Below are 16,668 nucleotides of genomic sequence, written 5' to 3' on the forward strand. Positions count from 1 at the left end.
TTTGTCTGGCTATTATTTCATAAATTATAATCAGTATATTAATAACTAAAAACGAAAACTGGTCTTAGAAATACTTTAACATTTTGGCAATGTTTTTGATAAACTCATTCAAAACCAAAGGAAATTGAAAACTATATATAATTCGATAAGAGAAGAAGTTGGAAAGCATGAAAAAGTAAGAAATTCTGTTTTGGGGAATGTGAATGAATGGAAAAGGAGCCATTATATTATTCTTTCTGAAATTATAAAAGATGAATTATCTGAAGCTGAAGAACTAAAAGGGGGAAAAAAATTTGAAATAGGAAATACAATATCACACGTCACCCTGCAGCGTTTTTTTGAAAACGATTATCAGGACAAAACGCATAATGACCTCAGATTCCTGAAAACACTGGATAAAATCTGTATTTTTCTGGGCTATAAAGACCTTAACGACTATATACAGTCCATGAAGCTAAAACGTCCGGAAAAGGAACCTGTAGAAGGCGACCTTGAATTTCTTACCCAAATGGTATATGATTATTGTGCTACAGCATTTGAATTTTACAAAAAATTCCCCGAGCATAAAACCGAAGTTTTTAAAGATCTGGTATTTGACGGCTCTCCGTTTTTAGAAAGAGCTTCCGGGTTTAGCAAAGAATTATGCGAAAGAGACTTTCATCTGGTGACTAAAAACAACCGTTCCAACTACGAGGTTTTTGATATTCACCTGGTTACTGACGAACCTGACAAAAAAATACTGGAAACCCAGGAATTCTGGAATCTTCTGTTCAAAGTAGGTGAAACCGGAGAGGAACATTTTGTCAATCAGCTTAATACCCAGATTTATTTTATCCGTAAAATAAATAATACATGGAAAATATGGGATAATTATAATCCCGATGCTGGCAGATTAAATAGAAAAGCTTAAATAAAAAAATAGAGAAAGCCGTAGAAATTTCTACGGCTTTCTTTTTTCGAAAATATTTTTTTTTCACTTATTGGTGTATCAAAGATAGATATCCAGTTTTATTATAAAGAAACTTAAATATACTTAAATGAACTCTTCTTTAACATTATGTTAAGTATATTTAAGGAATCCACTTCAATGCTTTCACTATTTCTAAGATTTTTGTAATTTGCATTCATAAAAATAAAAGTAAAAATAGAAATATGTCAACACTTACATTTGCCGAAAAAATTGCTCAAGCTGAGAATTTTTTACCTATCAACGGTACAGATTACATTGAGTTTTATGTAGGAAATGCTAAACAGGCTGCCCATTATTACAAAACCGCTTTCGGTTTTCAGTCTGTAGCATATGCTGGTCCTGAAACAGGAGTAAGAGACCGCGCTTCTTATGTTCTTCAGCAGGGGAAAATAAGATTGGTATTAACAACAGGGCTTAAATCCGACTCACCTGTCAGCGAGCACGTAAAAAAACATGGTGATGGAGTGAAAGTTTTGGCACTTTGGGTAGATGACGCTTACAAAGCTTTTGAAGAAACTACTGAAAGAGGCGGAAAACCATATCTGGAGCCTGTAACTTTAACAGATGAGAACGGTGAGGTAAGAATGTCCGGAATTTATACGTACGGAGAAACAATCCATATGTTTGTTGAAAGAAAAAACTACAAAGGCGCTTTCATGCCCGGATATGAAAAATGGGAAAGCGATTACAAGCCTGAAGAAACAGGTTTATTATACGTAGACCATTGTGTAGGAAACGTAGATTGGAACAGGATGATCCCTACTGTAGAATGGTACGAAAAAGTAATGGGATTTGTGAACATCCTTTCTTTTGATGACAAGCAGATCAATACAGAATATTCTGCATTAATGTCTAAAGTAATGTCCAATGGAAACGGATTTGCAAAATTCCCGATCAATGAGCCGGCAGAAGGTAAGAAGAAATCTCAGGTAGAAGAATATCTTGATTTCTATGAAGGTGAAGGGGTACAGCACATCGCGGTAGCTACAAAAGATATTATCCACACAGTAACCGAATTAAAAAAACGCGGGGTAGAGTTCCTTTCCGCTCCACCAGAGGCTTACTACGATATGGTTCCTGAAAGAGTTGGCCATATTGATGAAGATCTTAAAAAATTACAAGACTTAGGCATCCTTATTGATCATGATGAAGAAGGATACTTACTTCAGATCTTTACGAAGCCTGTAGAAGACCGTCCTACTCTATTCTTCGAAATCATTGAAAGACATGGTGCACAGAGTTTTGGTGCCGGAAATTTCAAAGCGTTATTTGAAGCATTAGAAAGAGAACAAGAAAGAAGAGGAAATCTTTAATTTAAATATAGAATACTAAGTTTTGTCAGGATGAAGGAGTCTTGACAAAACTTTTTTTTAAAAAACACATTATGAGAAAATTTTTTATCGGGATTTTATTTTTCGGAACATTAGGGCTAAATGCTCAGTATGGAACTCTTAATGAAATTCTTAATCGCCTGGAAGAAAGAAAAGGCATCAATCAGCATCTTGAAAATGTAAATATTGACAACAAGAAGTTTATCTTCATTAAAGATGCAGAGGATCATACAGAAAGAGATTTTATTGTTATTAAAGGAAAAGATGCTACCTATGTAGAAGTTTTTGATGATAAAGCTACCGGCGAAAGCAGCTCAAATGTTTTTACAGGAGATATCATCAGGAAAAAAAACATTCTTTCTCTGAGAGCAGATAAACTTGAAAATAAAAAAGTTCCAATGCCTGTAACCAAAACTTTGCTGCTGACTAAGCAGGATAATATCCTGTATCTTATTGATGTCAATACCAAAGACAGGTGGATAGATGAGGCTTCTTATTCCAAAAAGAAATAATTCCCACAGAATCATGATTACGGATCTTTATGGATTCGCTATCTTACCATTTTTAATTTAATTCCAAAAAATTATGAAATCATTTGTAGAATATTCTTCAGATTCAGACTTTTCTATACATAATATTCCTTTCGGAGTAGCAGTTTTTAACAAAGAATATATCGGATGTTGCACAAGGATCGGAGATCAGGTCATCGATCTTGCCACTCTTTATGATCTTGGATATTTTGAAAATATTGAAGGACTGGACGATAATGTTTTTGAAGCCTACACCATCAACGAATTTATTGAACTGGGGAAACCTGTAACGAATGTAGTGCGCACAAGAATTCAGGAGCTCCTACAGGAAGGTTCTATCCTTTCAAAGGACGAAAAAACTATTGCAGATGCTTTCTACGACCTTGATAAAGTAAAAATGATGATGCCTGTGCATATTCCGAATTATACGGATTTTTACAGCAGCATTGAACATGCAACGAACGTTGGAAAAATGTTCCGTGACCCGGCCAATGCGCTGCTTCCGAACTGGAAACACCTTCCGGTAGGTTATCACGGAAGAGCTTCATCCATCGTTGTTTCAGGAACAGAAATCAACCGTCCGAAAGGTCAGACAAAACCTGCAGACGCTGAAAAACCGGTTTTCGGACCAAGCAAGCAGCTTGACTTTGAACTGGAAATGGCCTTCATTCTTAACAGAAACTCAGAAATGGGTGAAAGCATTTCTACAAAGGATGCTGAGGAAGCAATCTTTGGAATGGTGGTATTCAACGATTGGTCGGCAAGAGATATCCAGGCATGGGAGTATGTTCCGCTGGGACCTTTCCTTGGTAAAAATTTCGGCTCATCTATCTCTCCGTGGGTAGTTACCCTTGAAGCTTTAGAACCTTTCAGAACAGCTTCTCCAAAGCAGGACCCTGAAGTTTTAGACTATTTAAAGTTTGAGGGTGATAAAAATTACGATATCAATCTTGAAGTGTATTTACAGCCTGAAAATGGTGAAGAAAACCTGATTTCAGAAAGTAATTATAAATTCATGTACTGGAATATGGCTCAGCAACTAGCCCATCATACGATAAACGGATGTAACGTGGAAGTTGGAGATTTATACGCCAGCGGAACCATTTCAGGAAGCGATCCGAAATCTTTCGGATCTATGCTGGAACTGACCTGGAGAGGACAAAATCCTTTACAGCTAAGCAATGGCCAAGAAAGAAAATTCATTGAAGATAAGGATACAGTTACCATGAAAGCCTGGGCTGAAAAAGATGGCGTGAGAGTAGGTTTTGGTGAGGTTTCTGGTAAAATTATTCCTTCAATTTAATTCAATTTTAAATAAATAATCCGGATGCTTCGACTTCGCTCAGCATGACATCATTAAAAATTAATTGCTAATAAAAACGGCTAGTATTAAAAATGTCATGCTGAGCGAAGTCGAAGCATCTTATTACATAATTTGAACACTTAAGTTTAATTGAGTGTTAAAAAACAGAATATGAAAACAGTAATACCCTCCGAATTATCCCCCGTACAGCTCCAAACCATCATGCAGACCGCCGTGTCACCGCGTCCGATCGCATTAGCTTCTACAGTAGATAAAAACGGAAATATTAATTTATCACCATTCAGCTTTTTTAATATGTTCAGTACGGTTCCACCTGTACTGATCTTTTCACCTTCCAGACGAGTACGAGACAATACCACTAAACATACCCTGGAAAATATTTTGGAAGTTCCGGAAGTAGTGATCGGAACGGTGAATTTTCCTATTGTGCAGCAGATTTCTTTGGCTTCTACAGAATATGAAACCGGAGTCAATGAATTCATTAAATCCGGTCTGACCATGAAAGAGGCAGATCTGGTACAGCCCAAACTGATTGAAGAATGTCCTGTTAACTTTGAATGTAAAGTTTTAGAAGTGAAGTCTCTGGGAGATCAGGGCGGTGCAGGAAATCTTGTGATCTGTGAGGTGCAGAAAATCCACATCAGGGAAGACTATCTGAACGAGGCTGGAAATTTGGATCAGCAAAAGCTGGATATGGTAGCCCGTTTAGGAGGCAACTGGTATTCCAGAAGCAATGAGAACAGTCTTTTTGAAGTTCCGAAACCATTGGTTACAAAAGGAATCGGGTTTGACCTTCTGCCGGATTCTATCAAATACAGTAAGGTATTTACAGGAAACGACCTGGGAATGCTTGCCAATGTAGAAATTCTTCCTCCCGGAGATTTTCATGCAGATGAGAACGTTCATCTGGATGCTCAAAAACTTCTTCTTGAGAGTAAAATTGAAGAAGCCTGGGCGCTTTTAATAATACAATAATTCCAAAAAATAAAAACCAGCTTTCATCAAGCTGGTTTTTTTCTTTCTATGGATCTGGAGCTGCTTACATAGACTTGAGTACATCAGTAATCTTAATTTTTTCTTTCTCAGTAAAATCTGTTATTTTTCCATTTTTGTCAATAGCTACATTTAGATTATCGTTCTTGGAATCATAGAAGATGGATGTTGAATACCCAGGGCAGTCATGCTGCTTACAACCTGCTACCTTATAGATTCCGTTTTCGGATACAATTTGGGATTCTACATTGAAGTTTTTAAAAATTTCATCATATTGCGTTCCAGTAATTTTCTTAACCCTGTCTGTAAAATCTTCATTTTCAAACAGTTTTATATCATTAGGGTACTTTCCTATATTGTTCGTAATGATATTACGGGTGGAAGATGATGCGGAAGAAATAGCTGAGTCTGCTTTTATTATTACAGAATCTTTAGTTATTGCTGCTAAAGAGTCCTTACTGGAAGATGTATCAATTTTTGTCTCTTTTTTACAGGAAACTACTGTCAATAACGAAAACGCACAGGCGCTTAAGATCAGTTTGTTCATAATATATATCATTAATATGTGAAAAACTGATACTCAAATTCCATGCCATATATTAATCTTATTTCATGTTTTTATTAATAAAATCAATGCATTTTTCTGTAACGATATTCAGGTGATGGGGAAGTTTTTTTTCTGTCCACGGTTCTTTTGATCCGAACGTATGATCTGCATTTTCAACCAGGAACAATTCTGAATTCGGATTCAGGATATGAAGATGTTCCGCATTTTTCACACTAACACTTTCGTCGTGGGTTCCGTGAATGATCAGCACATAAGCTTTGGCCATTTCTGTCGCTCTTTCCACATCAAAACGGTGAACATTCTTTTCATAATCTTCATAAAACTGGTAATAGTGAGGCATTTCCTGTTTTGTTCTTCCGTTCAGCACATAATACACACCTTCTTTTTTCCAGTTTTCCAGCGCTCCGTCTTTAGGGAAACGGTCTAAAGTATCTACACTTGCCAGAGTGATAAGTCCGTTGATCCTTTCGTCTTCAAATGTTTTTATAATGGAAATCCCTCCTCCTCTACTGTGCCCGATCAGAATTATTCTCTGGTCGTCTACGTTGGGATCTTTCACAAAATGATCGATTACAACACCGAGGTCCGAAAGCTCTTTTGAATAATTATTATTCCCGAAAGCTTCCAAATCACCAAAATTGTAAGGATCTTCAACAGTAGTTCCGTTATGGGATGAATTAAATTTCACAAAGAAAAAACCCGCTTCAGCAAACTTTTCAGCCATTAGATTCCATGCTCCCCAGTCTTTATACCCTTTATAGCCATGAACAAAGATCACCAACGGCAGCTTTTCATTGGTTTCAGGATAAACTGCGTCAGCCAGAAAATCCCGGGTTTCTGCATTTTCCAGTTTTATATTAAGGTTTTTTATCAATTCCATATAAAAAATTTGATTACGATTCTTAAACAACAGGGACCAGCAATATTTCCCTTTAATCTAAATATAATAAAAAAAATTCATATAGAAAAGTTACCCCGGAAATGCTTAAATAGTTATCAAAATAACCTTATTTTTGCAGTATGCTGGATTTAAGAACGGTAACCGTCACACGTTACATTCTGCCTTTAAGAGAAGGTGGATCTCTTCCTGCTTTGGCAGAAGCTGATGATAATTTTAAATATGTACTGAAATTCCGGGGTGCAGGCCACGGAGTAAAGATGCTGATCTCCGAACTTCTGGGCGGCAAGATCACGGAGGCTTTGGGACTGAAGATTCCAGAGCTGGTATTTGTAAATCTGGATGCCGATTTTGGAAGAACAGAAGCTGATGAGGAAATTCAGGATTTACTGAAATTTTCAGAAGGCCTGAATTTGGGGCTGCATTATCTTTCGGGTTCCATCACTTATGATCCGGGGGTAAAGATAGATCCTCTTCTGGCTTCAAAAATTGTCTGGCTGGATGCGTTCATTACCAATATTGACCGTACTTTTAAGAATACAAATCTCCTGATGTGGCATAAAGAGCTTTGGGTCATCGATAATGGTGCTTCTTTTTATTTCCATCATTCGTGGCAGAATTTTGATACGGCTGCAAAGACCCCGTTCAAATACGTGAAGGACCATGTACTGCTCCCGAAAGCAAAAATGTTGGATGAAGCAGATCGATTTGCTCATGAGGTACTGAATGATAAACTGTTCAGGGAGATCGTCAATTTAATTCCTGAGGACTGGCTCCACTGGGATGACGCCGATGAAACTCCTGAAGAAATCCGTGAAATCTATTTCCAGTTCCTGAAAACAAGGTTAGAAAATTCTCAAATCTTTGTAAACGAAGCTAAAAATGCAAGAGGATAAAATATACGAATACGCTGTTATACGCCTGGTACCAAAAGTTGAAAGAGAAGAATTTTTCAATATAGGCCTTGTGATGTTTTCCAAAAAGGAGAAATTCATCCGCGTGGAGTTTTACTTATGTCCTGATAAATTCAAACTCATGCATAGCAAACTGGATTATGATGACGTCATCCAGAATCTTGAAAGCTTTCAAAAAATCGCTAATGGAGATAAGGAAGGTGGTCCTATCGCTCTGATGGATATTCCGGAACGTTTCCGCTGGCTGACCGCTGTAAGAAGTTCTGTGGTTCAGACTTCAAGACCTCATCCGGGAAAATCCAAAGACCTGGAAAAAACGTTTGGTAAACTTTTTGAGGAGTTAGTAAAATAACACTCCACCACAAAAGTATTCTATGAAATCATCAATAAACAACATATCAATCTACAGGTTTTTCATAAACCTGTTTTTTGTTTTCTCCTTAGGTTTATCTAATTTAAGTTATTCACAAAACCAACCTGAATCAAATTCCACAAAAAGCAGTCTTCTGTCGGAAATATCATCAGTCTCAGAAAATATTGTTTATAAAACCAATGCAAAAGGAAATCCTGTTTCACTAGACCTCTATACTCCCAAAACTGTTTCAGACGACAAAATGCCCGTCGTCGTCTATGTACATGGAGGTGCATGGGTAAAAGGCGATAAAACCATTAGAGATGAAAGCTATATTGAAACATTCATTTCAAAGCTCCTGGATAAAAAATATGCGGTAATCAGTATCAATTATACGCTTCTGAATGACAGCATTCATTTCCCGCTTCCTGTAGAAGATACTAAAGATGCAGTAAGATGGGTAAGGAAAAATGCAGCAAAATATAAATTCGACTCGAACAATATTGGCTTTTTTGGGGCTTCATCTGGAGCACATCTCTCAATGCTCGCGGCATATACGCCAGACAACGAGTTTGCCGGAAGCCCGGAACTTTCTTCTTATTCTGCAAAGGTAAATTATGTGGTGGATCATTATGGTCCCTCAGACATTAATAAGCTGCTTCATACCCGACTCGGAAAAGTGCCTGTCTTTTTTTTCGGACTGGCAGCAAAGAAAATCGTAGATCTCAGAACCAATCTTGTAAGAGGATTGTCAGGGTATGATATTAAAAAAGATAAAGCTAAAACAATAGAATACTTTAAAACCATTTCTCCGGTTACCTATGCTTCAGGTGGTGTCCCTACCTTAATCGTCCAGGGAAATAAAGACAAAGTAGTTCCTATGAAACAGTCTAAAAAGCTTCACAGAAAGCTCAAAAGAGAAAACATTCAGAACAACCTAGTCATCGTAGAAGATGGCATTCATGGTTTCGGAACAACGGATAAGGGCTATATGGACAGCCTTACTGACCAGATGGTGGATTTTATCATTTCTCAAAGAAAATAATACATATATATCCTGAAACAAAACAAAATATAAAATATTATAAATCAATATATTAAATTATAAATATTCATAGCAAACGTAAAAATTGCAAGATTAATATACATTTCATCTTTTTTACTCATAAAATAATTAACTTGGCTTTTGTTTAAATTATTCTTAACAAAATATCCAATATTTTAATTATTCACTCCAAAAAAAAACAGATGATATGGATTTTCTGAATAACACTAATGCACTCACCCTGATCTTTGTATCAGTACTTGTCTTTGCAATTGCTTATCGCTTTTATGGTATTTTCATTGCCAATAAAGTGCTCAGACTTAATGATAAAAACACTACTCCTGCAGTAGAATTTGCCGACGGTAAAGATTATGTAGCTACCAATAAGAATGTACTTTTCGGCCATCATTTTGCTGCGATTGCTGCTGCCGGCCCTTTGCTTGGGCCCGTACTGGCTGCTCAGTTTGGATATCTGCCCGGTGCATTATGGATCCTGATTGGATGTGTACTTGGCGGAGGCGTACATGATATGGTGGTTTTATTTGCTTCAGTACGGCATAAAGGACAGAGTCTGGCTACTATTGCCTCCAAAGAAATAGGTAAAGCAACAGGAACGGTTGCTGGCTTTGCTATTTTATTTATCCTTATTCTTACACTGGCTGGTTTGTCACTCGCCTGTATCAATGCGATGCATGAGGCTTCATGGTCTCTTTTTACCGTTGTAATCACTATGCCTATTGCAGTGATCATGGGCCTTATCATGAGATACAGAAAAAACAGTGTTCTTTTTGCCAGTATTTTAGGAGGTATACTTTTGGTGGCAGGCATTATTGGCGGCCATAGTTTGATGCAGAACGAAACCATGAATAATCTGTTTTCGTGGGACATTAAAACCATTTCCATTGCCATTCCTTTGTATGGTTTTCTCGCTTCCGTACTGCCTGTATGGCTTCTTCTGGTTCCTCGAGATTATCTTTCGACCTATCTTAAAATAGGAACCATCATTATGCTTGCAGTGGGTGTGATTGTCATTCATCCAACAATTCAAATGCCTGCTCTTACGGAGTTTATAAAAGGTGGAGGTCCTGTTATAGGAGGTCCTGTGCTTCCTTTTATCTTTATAGTCATTGCATGTGGAGCAATTTCCGGTTTTCATGCAGTCATTGCAACAGGGACAACTCCCAAGATGCTTAATAAAGAAAAGGAAATTCTATTTGTAGGTTATGGAGCCATGCTTGTAGAAGGTTTCGTAGCTTTAATGGCTTTGATTGCTGCCTGTACATTAATGCCCGGTGATTATTTCGCCATCAATACTCCGAAGGAATCTTATGATGCTTTCCTTGCTGCACACCCTTCCCTCCATGGTGTAGATATCGATTATTATTCACAGAAAATAGGCATCGAACTTCACGGAAGAACCGGCGGGGCTGTATCTCTAGCTGTGGGAATGGCTCATATTTTTAATAAGATCCCATATATGGACCAGCTGACTGCATACTGGTATAATTTTGCCATTATGTTCGAAGCTGTATTTATTCTTACTGCCATTGATGCAGGAACAAGGGTGGGTCGTTTCTTTTTACAGGAAATGCTGGGGTCTGTCATTCCTAAATTTAATGATAAGAACTGGATTCCCGGAATTATTATCAGCAGCCTTTTATTTACTTTTGCCTGGGGCTATCTGGTATTTACAGGGAATGTAAGCAGTATCTGGCCGCTGTTCGGGATCAGTAACCAGCTGTTGGCAGCCTGCGGACTGATTGTCTGTACGACGATGCTGATCCGGATGAAAAGAGGCAAATATGCCCTGTGTTCTGCAATCCCCGGAGTGTTCATGGCTGGAATTACTTTCTGGGCCGGTTATATTCAGGTCACAGCAATCTATCTTCCCAAAGAACAGTATCTATTGGCCACTTTAGCAGTTACGGCGATGGTACTGATGCTTATTGTGTTCATTGGGGCTTTTATCAAATGGTACCAGCTTCTGCAGATTAAGACCACCGAGATAGATTATTACGGAGAGCCTGTAAAAGAGCTTGTAGAAAGATAACCAGAATAAAACTAACATAAAAACAAAACCAGTCCGGATGTCCCGGACTGGTTTTTTACTAATTATTATTTATTTAAAAATTGAAGTTGAGCCTTGTAAACACATACCTTCCGTTCTGGCCAAACTGGGATGTTGAACGGGAATAGATAAACTGGTCATTGTTGGTAGATGCTGTAAGATTTTTATCGGGATAAATATCAAAAAGGTTGTTTACTCCCAGTGTAAGCCCTACATTCTTTGTAAACTGGTAGGCCAATGAAAGGTCGGTAATGATTTTATGTCCGATCTGCTGGTGTTCATTGAACCCAATGATCCCGTCACCATTAACATCAATAATATCTGCACCTGTCACTTTTCCGAAATAGGTATTTCTAAGATAGACACTTGCTTTTTTCCAGGCCAGCGTATGCGACAAGCTTGCTTTTACCCTTGGAACCGCTTCTTCCAGATATACTCTGGATTTTTCAGAGAAATAGATTTTCTCAAGATTCGGAGACTGTAGAAGTCCTGAGGAATGAATATCCCCTACTTTCCTGGTCTCACTGATATTGGCGGCAAAGCTGTTATCGAGTTTTAAGCCGGAAAATCTTACGTTATGAGAAATCACAAGGTCTATTCCTTTTGTTTCCGTATCTATAGCATTCGTGAAGAACTGAGCCGCATTAACTCCCTGGGCATCAAAAGCAGCCTGTGCAGCAGCAGGTACATCTGCTCTTAAGAACTGATCCGTAAGAATGATCCTGTTGTTGATTCTTGTAAAATAACCGTCTGCTGTAAAAGTAAGGCTTGTGGAAGGAATCCTGTAGGTAAATCCTACACTGGCAGATTTGGAAGTTTCCTGCTTTAGTTTTGGCATTTGCAGCAATCCTGCAATGTCTGAATCATTGCTGAAGGTTCCTACCTCCAGAAGCTGACTGTTTGTAAACAAAGTAGAGGTTACATTATAATAAATCTGGTGGATGGATGGTGCTCTGAATCCTGTAGAACCTGCCAGTCTTACATTAAAATTCGGAGCCACTCTGATCCTTGAAGCCAGCTTATAATTGAATGTAGATCCGAAATCTGAATAGTTCTCATATCTCGCTGCTGCATCTACCAATAACCAGTTGGTAAAATTGAATTCAACATCTGCATATGCTGCTACCGCCTGTCTATTCTTGTCTACGGCATTGACAGGTTTAAACCCGCTGAAAACCTGTGACCCTCCGGGAAGTGTATTTCCAAAGAAATCCGTACCTCTCGGGCTGGTATTATTCCATATATTTCCTGCTGCATCATAAGTGGTATATGAAGCTTCGTCACCCTGCGTTATTTTAAAGTTTTCATACCGGTGCTCTGCTCCGAAAGCCACATTAATTCCATTCCAGACATCATACTTTTTAGAAAAATCTAAATTGATGGTATTCTGGGAAAATCTTAAACCTCCTGCATCAAACTCATTAGGAGACGCAAAGCGTAAAGATGTATTTCCTGTGTCGCTGATATTATAGGTAAATGAATTCTGTCCGAACGTATTACTCAAATCGATATTCCAGCCGTCCCAGTTCCCTTTGATCCCTGCAGAAAGCGATAAATCCTGGATATCCGTTCCGATTTGCGGCAGATAACCGTCTGAGTACAACCCTGTAAAAGTTCTGCTCTGGTTAGGCCTTCTGTAGAACCCACCTGAGCTTCCGTACCTGAAACTGTATCCTCCAAACGTATATACTTTCCAGTTGTCATTGATAGGAACTTCAATATTGGCAAAAAGCTGATGATTGTTCAGTTTCGACTGTCCTACCTGCATATTGAAATCTTTTCTGTCCAGTCCTCTGTAAGCCAGCTCCTGATCTGTAACATCTCCTTTTAATAAACCTTGCAAAGCACCGATCGTATTGGCAGTCTGAATCTGATTCTGAAACTGAGGAGAAAAATAGCTTACACCCTGTGCATACTGATGAATATAATTAATAAGCTGCTGCGGATTGGGAACATTGTTAATATTGGAGAAAAGTGAGGAAAGATTCACACCGTCATTTAAAGCACGTTTTTCGATAGCATTATATGCATTATAGATTGCCCCGCTTTCCGTGCCGGCTCTGAAGGTCGGATTTCTGAACTGTGAAGACCATGTGATATTATAAAAACCGCCTTTATTCCCGATCTTATTTCCATAATTAAGGTCTACCTGAATATTTTGTCCGTCAAAGTTTCCGGTATGATCATTGGCTGTCGGAGTTAAATTTCCGCCATAACTTACCTGGCCGGTTAATTTTCCGATATCCTTTTTCAGTTCAAGGTTGATGACTCCTGCAATGGCATCTGATCCATACTGGGCTGAAGCTCCGTCACGCAGCACCTCAATCCTGTTCAAAGCAAATGAAGGAATGGAGTTCAAATCTGTTCCTACTGTTCCTCTTCCCGGTGTTCCGTTCACATTGACCAATGCTGAAGTATGCCTTCTTTTTCCATTCACCAAAACCAGCACCTGATCCGGGCCTAATCCTCTCAGCTGGGCAGGGTCTAAATGGTCTGTTCCATCGGAATTGGTTTGAATGGTAGAGGTGAAAGAGGGCGCTATTGCGTTCAAAATCTGTCCTATACTGGATTGCGGAAGGACTACTGATGATTCTTTTATATTGAAGACGTCCACAGGAACCGGGCTGTCTGTTTTGGATCGTGCGCCGGCTCTTGAACCCAGCACCACGACTTCTTCTACATTATTGGTTTTTACGCTGTCTTTTTCTTTTTCCTGCCCGAAAGCATAAGTTCCGAGAAAAAAAAGAACTGAAGCTGATAAAATAGTCTTTTTATTTTTCATACCCTTACATCAATTTATAGTTTATGTTTTTTTGAGTGGCAAATGTAAAACTAATTCATTAGTCTACAAAATCAATAGACTTTAATTTTATGAAAATTTAAGATAGTTCTGGTCTATTGTTCTTTAAATACGAATAACACTAATTTTTCACAAATGTTACCAAGATCACAAAGTACACTCTTGCCATTTGTGTTTGAATAAAAAAAACGGAATCCAAAAATGGAATCCGTTATAAAAATATTATCATCAGCTTCTATGCTGAAAATTAAACGTTATATTTTTGTAAGCTTAGCATATTTCAGGATAAGGTTTTTCTCTCCTTCATGTATGAAAATTACTTTGGCCTTAATATTCTGGGGATCTGTACCATCCAGAAAAGAGACTTCCCCTATTCCGAAACGGTCGTGTCTTACCTTGTCTCCTACTTCGATATCCTGTGAAGAAGCTCCACTTGGATTGATAATTTTCGCCGTACTTACCGGCTTCAATTTTCTAACTTCCGGTGCAGGTTTTGAGCTGTCTCCTTTGTCAATGGTTTTCTTTTCAACCCGTCTAAATGCTTTTTGTTCGGAAGGATGCTCATCAAAAATATTGGATTTTATCCCTGTATTGTTGATGAATCTCTTTTCCAGAGCCGGGTTTAGGAATTCAATATATTCATCATCAATTTCACTTAAGAATCTTGAAGGCTCTGCATCTGTAATTTTTCCCCATTGAAAACGTGAAACGGCATAGGAGAAAAACACCTGTTTTTCAGCTCTTGTCAGTGCCACATAAAATAAACGTCTTTCTTCTTCCAGATCTTCCCTTGTTGCTGAGCTCATAAAGCTCGGGAAAAGGTTTTCCTCAAGACCCACAAGGTGTACTACGGGGAATTCAAGACCTTTGGACAGGTGAATGGTCATTAAAGAAACCATATCTTCATCTGTATTTTTATCCTGAGTATCCGCAGAAAGGGCAATATTTTCAAGGAAATTCGGAAGGCTCGGATCTCCGTCTTCCAGCTGCATCTGCTCTTCAATGAATCCCTGCATAGAGTTCATCAATTCCTGTACGTTCTCTACCCGGGAAATTCCTTCAGGGGTCTGATCATCTTTTAAGAATTTAATCAGTCCGCTTCGCTTCGCTACTTCCATGGCAACACTGTAAGCCGTATCGGTTTTCAGCAATACCTGGAAGGCTTTGATCATGGACCAGAAATCATTCAGTTTGGTTAAAACACCGTTGTTTAAGCCCAACTGCGGGGCGTACATCGGCAGATTACTCAGTACCTGTGAAATAGTTACATTATGAGAATCTGCAAAAACGATCAGCTTATTCTGTGTGGTTTCTCCAATTCCTCTTGTAGGATAATTGATGATCCTCATCAGTGCCTCCGAGTCATTTTCATTAACCAGAAGACGCAGATAGGCAATAAGATCTTTCACCTCCTTTCTCTGGTAGAAAGAAAGCCCTCCGTAAACCTTGTACGGGATATTTTTACGTCTCAGCGCGTCTTCAAATGCTCTGGTCTGTGAATTGGTCCTGTATAAAATTGCAAAATCACTGTACTTTCTCTGGTCGGTGTTTCTGAGTTCCCAGATGTTTCCGGCTACAAAATTCGCTTCATCAGCATCGGAAAGGGAACGGTATATTTTGATCTTATCCCCTTCTTCATTATCACTGAAAACATTCTTCTTGAACTGCTGTAAGTTTTTTGCAATGACAACGTTGGCCGCGTTCACAATATTCTGGGTTGAACGGTAATTCTGCTCCAGGGAAACGGTTATCGCATCAGGATAATCTTTCTTAAAATTCAAGATGTTATAAATGTTTGCGCCACGGAAAGAATAAATGGACTGGGCATCATCCCCTACCACGCAGATATTTTCAAATTTTGAAGCCAGCGCTTTTACAATAAGATATTGGGAATGGTTGGTATCCTGGTACTCATCTACCATGATATACCTGAACCTGTCCTGATATTTAGCCAGCACTTCCGGAAAACGGGTCAGTAATTCATTGGTCTTTAGCAGTAAGTCATCAAAATCCATCGCCCCATTCTTGAAACATGCTTCCACATATTTCTGGTAGATCTTCCCGATGAATTTCATATTGGCTTTTTCATCAGCTTCCATCAGTTCCGGATTGTTGAAATAAGCTTTTACCGTAATCAGATTGTTTTTGTATGTTGAAATTCTTGCCTGGACTTTTTTAGGTTTGTAAAGATCGGCATCGATATTCATGTCTTTGAGTACTTTTCTGATAACATTTAAGGCATCCTGCTGATCATAGATCGTAAAATTGGAAGGATATCCGAGGTAATGCCCTTCAATTCTCAGGATTCTTGCAAAAACAGAGTGAAAAGTTCCCATCCATAAACTTCTTGCATTGCTGTCTCCAACTACTTTTGCAATACGGTCTTTCATTTCGCGAGCCGCTTTGTTGGTAAAGGTTAATGCCAGGATGTTGAAAGGGTCAATTCCGTTGTGGATCAGGTGGGCAATACGCATGGTAAGTACACGTGTCTTTCCGGAACCTGCGCCTGCAAGCACCATCAAAGGTCCCTGTAGAGAGGTAACGGCTTCATATTGTGATTCATTGAGTCCTTTCAGATAATCCATACTGCAAAAAAATTTGGGAACACAAAATTAATGTATTCAAAGGACAATTCAAATTATGAGTTTAATTTAAAGAAAGTAAAAAATTGAATCGGGGTTTTCTTCGGCATCAGAACAGCTTTAATTATTAGAGTTTTTCACACCATCTATTTTCGTTTCGTATAAATTATATTCTTGTTGACAAAACTGTGGATTTATAAAGTTTTACAAATAAATTAAAAAATTAAAAAAAGTGGAGTAATTATGTAACAAATACTCTGTTTTCTCTACTAATCTATCCAAAACAATTTCTA

The 16,668-nt window shown here is 38.3% G+C and carries 13 protein-coding genes; 9 read left to right on the top strand and 4 right to left on the bottom strand.

Going from position 1 to position 16,668, the window contains the following annotated elements; all coding sequences use genetic code 11:
* Positions 1 to 124: 124 nt before the first annotated feature.
* The 5 genes from V6R96_RS17065 (at position 125) to V6R96_RS17085 (ending at position 5,130) form a co-directional block, all read left to right on the top strand.
* Positions 125 to 910: a hypothetical protein gene (locus tag V6R96_RS17065; protein ID WP_111955718.1), complete on the top strand. Its 786-nt coding sequence runs from the start codon at positions 125 to 127 to the stop codon at positions 908 to 910.
* A 242-nt stretch (positions 911 to 1,152) separates the two neighbouring features.
* On the top strand, positions 1,153 to 2,283 hold the full coding sequence (hppD, locus tag V6R96_RS17070) for a 4-hydroxyphenylpyruvate dioxygenase (RefSeq protein WP_111955716.1): 1,131 nt from the start codon (positions 1,153 to 1,155) through the stop codon (positions 2,281 to 2,283).
* A 71-nt stretch (positions 2,284 to 2,354) separates the two neighbouring features.
* On the top strand, positions 2,355 to 2,813 hold the full coding sequence (locus V6R96_RS17075; protein WP_111955714.1) for a hypothetical protein: 459 nt from the start codon (positions 2,355 to 2,357) through the stop codon (positions 2,811 to 2,813).
* A 73-nt stretch (positions 2,814 to 2,886) separates the two neighbouring features.
* Positions 2,887 to 4,134 carry a fumarylacetoacetase gene (gene fahA, locus V6R96_RS17080; protein ID WP_336379689.1) on the top strand — a complete coding sequence of 416 codons (1,248 nt, stop codon included), beginning with the start codon at positions 2,887 to 2,889 and terminating at the stop codon, positions 4,132 to 4,134.
* A 171-nt stretch (positions 4,135 to 4,305) separates the two neighbouring features.
* Positions 4,306 to 5,130 carry a flavin reductase family protein gene (locus V6R96_RS17085; protein WP_336379690.1) on the top strand — a complete coding sequence of 275 codons (825 nt, stop codon included), beginning with the start codon at positions 4,306 to 4,308 and terminating at the stop codon, positions 5,128 to 5,130.
* Between the two features lie 64 nt (positions 5,131 to 5,194).
* Here the strand turns inward: V6R96_RS17085 and V6R96_RS17090 are convergent, their stop codons facing one another.
* Both V6R96_RS17090 and V6R96_RS17095 read right to left on the bottom strand, forming a co-directional pair.
* Positions 5,195 to 5,695 carry a hypothetical protein gene (locus V6R96_RS17090; protein ID WP_336379691.1) on the bottom strand — a complete coding sequence of 167 codons (501 nt, stop codon included), beginning with the start codon at positions 5,693 to 5,695 and terminating at the stop codon, positions 5,195 to 5,197.
* A gap of 58 nt (positions 5,696 to 5,753) precedes the next feature.
* Positions 5,754 to 6,596, bottom strand: a complete 843-nt coding sequence (locus V6R96_RS17095; protein ID WP_336379692.1) for a prolyl oligopeptidase family serine peptidase — start codon at positions 6,594 to 6,596, stop codon at positions 5,754 to 5,756.
* Positions 6,597 to 6,736: 140 nt separating this feature from the next.
* Between V6R96_RS17095 and V6R96_RS17100 the strand changes: the two genes are divergently transcribed.
* The 4 genes from V6R96_RS17100 (at position 6,737) to V6R96_RS17115 (ending at position 10,975) form a co-directional block, all read left to right on the top strand.
* Positions 6,737 to 7,510, top strand: coding sequence for a HipA family kinase (locus V6R96_RS17100; protein ID WP_111955706.1), 774 nt, complete (start codon positions 6,737 to 6,739; stop codon positions 7,508 to 7,510).
* Positions 7,497 to 7,880: a DUF3037 domain-containing protein gene (locus V6R96_RS17105; protein ID WP_111955704.1), complete on the top strand. Its 384-nt coding sequence runs from the start codon at positions 7,497 to 7,499 to the stop codon at positions 7,878 to 7,880. The genes V6R96_RS17100 and V6R96_RS17105 overlap by 14 nt, the downstream gene beginning before the upstream one ends.
* A gap of 22 nt (positions 7,881 to 7,902) precedes the next feature.
* A complete protein-coding gene (locus V6R96_RS17110; RefSeq protein ID WP_336379693.1) occupies positions 7,903 to 8,925 on the top strand; it encodes an alpha/beta hydrolase in 1,023 nt (340 codons plus the stop codon).
* Positions 8,926 to 9,133: 208 nt separating this feature from the next.
* Positions 9,134 to 10,975: a carbon starvation protein A gene (locus tag V6R96_RS17115; RefSeq protein ID WP_336379694.1), complete on the top strand. Its 1,842-nt coding sequence runs from the start codon at positions 9,134 to 9,136 to the stop codon at positions 10,973 to 10,975.
* Between the two features lie 73 nt (positions 10,976 to 11,048).
* On the opposite strand, the gene V6R96_RS17120 is transcribed toward V6R96_RS17115, so the two are convergent.
* Together V6R96_RS17120 and V6R96_RS17125 are read right to left on the bottom strand one after the other, a co-directional pair.
* Positions 11,049 to 13,775: a TonB-dependent receptor domain-containing protein gene (locus V6R96_RS17120; protein ID WP_336379695.1), complete on the bottom strand. Its 2,727-nt coding sequence runs from the start codon at positions 13,773 to 13,775 to the stop codon at positions 11,049 to 11,051.
* A gap of 272 nt (positions 13,776 to 14,047) precedes the next feature.
* Entirely contained in the window at positions 14,048 to 16,378 is a 2,331-nt protein-coding gene (locus tag V6R96_RS17125) for an ATP-dependent helicase (protein WP_223558465.1), read from the bottom strand.
* Positions 16,379 to 16,668 lie beyond the last annotated feature (290 nt).

Source organism: Chryseobacterium sp. CCNWLW53 (genome assembly GCF_037083525.1).
GTDB classification, from domain to species: domain Bacteria; phylum Bacteroidota; class Bacteroidia; order Flavobacteriales; family Weeksellaceae; genus Chryseobacterium; species Chryseobacterium lathyri.

Bases quoted from the DNA above. Each gene is read 5' to 3' on its own strand.
- hppD (WP_111955716.1), top strand. From the start codon at position 1,153: ATGTCAACACTTACATTTGCCGAAAAAATTGCTCAAGCTGAGAATTTT.
- V6R96_RS17075 (WP_111955714.1), top strand. From the start codon at position 2,355: ATGAGAAAATTTTTTATCGGGATTTTATTTTTCGGAACATTAGGGCTA.
- fahA (WP_336379689.1), top strand. From the start codon at position 2,887: ATGAAATCATTTGTAGAATATTCTTCAGATTCAGACTTTTCTATACAT.
- V6R96_RS17085 (WP_336379690.1), top strand. From the start codon at position 4,306: ATGAAAACAGTAATACCCTCCGAATTATCCCCCGTACAGCTCCAAACC.
- V6R96_RS17090 (WP_336379691.1), bottom strand. From the start codon at position 5,695: ATGAACAAACTGATCTTAAGCGCCTGTGCGTTTTCGTTATTGACAGTA.
- V6R96_RS17095 (WP_336379692.1), bottom strand. From the start codon at position 6,596: ATGGAATTGATAAAAAACCTTAATATAAAACTGGAAAATGCAGAAACC.
- V6R96_RS17100 (WP_111955706.1), top strand. From the start codon at position 6,737: ATGCTGGATTTAAGAACGGTAACCGTCACACGTTACATTCTGCCTTTA.
- V6R96_RS17105 (WP_111955704.1), top strand. From the start codon at position 7,497: ATGCAAGAGGATAAAATATACGAATACGCTGTTATACGCCTGGTACCA.
- V6R96_RS17110 (WP_336379693.1), top strand. From the start codon at position 7,903: ATGAAATCATCAATAAACAACATATCAATCTACAGGTTTTTCATAAAC.
- V6R96_RS17115 (WP_336379694.1), top strand. From the start codon at position 9,134: ATGGATTTTCTGAATAACACTAATGCACTCACCCTGATCTTTGTATCA.
- V6R96_RS17120 (WP_336379695.1), bottom strand. From the start codon at position 13,775: ATGAAAAATAAAAAGACTATTTTATCAGCTTCAGTTCTTTTTTTTCTC.
- V6R96_RS17125 (WP_223558465.1), bottom strand. From the start codon at position 16,378: ATGGATTATCTGAAAGGACTCAATGAATCACAATATGAAGCCGTTACC.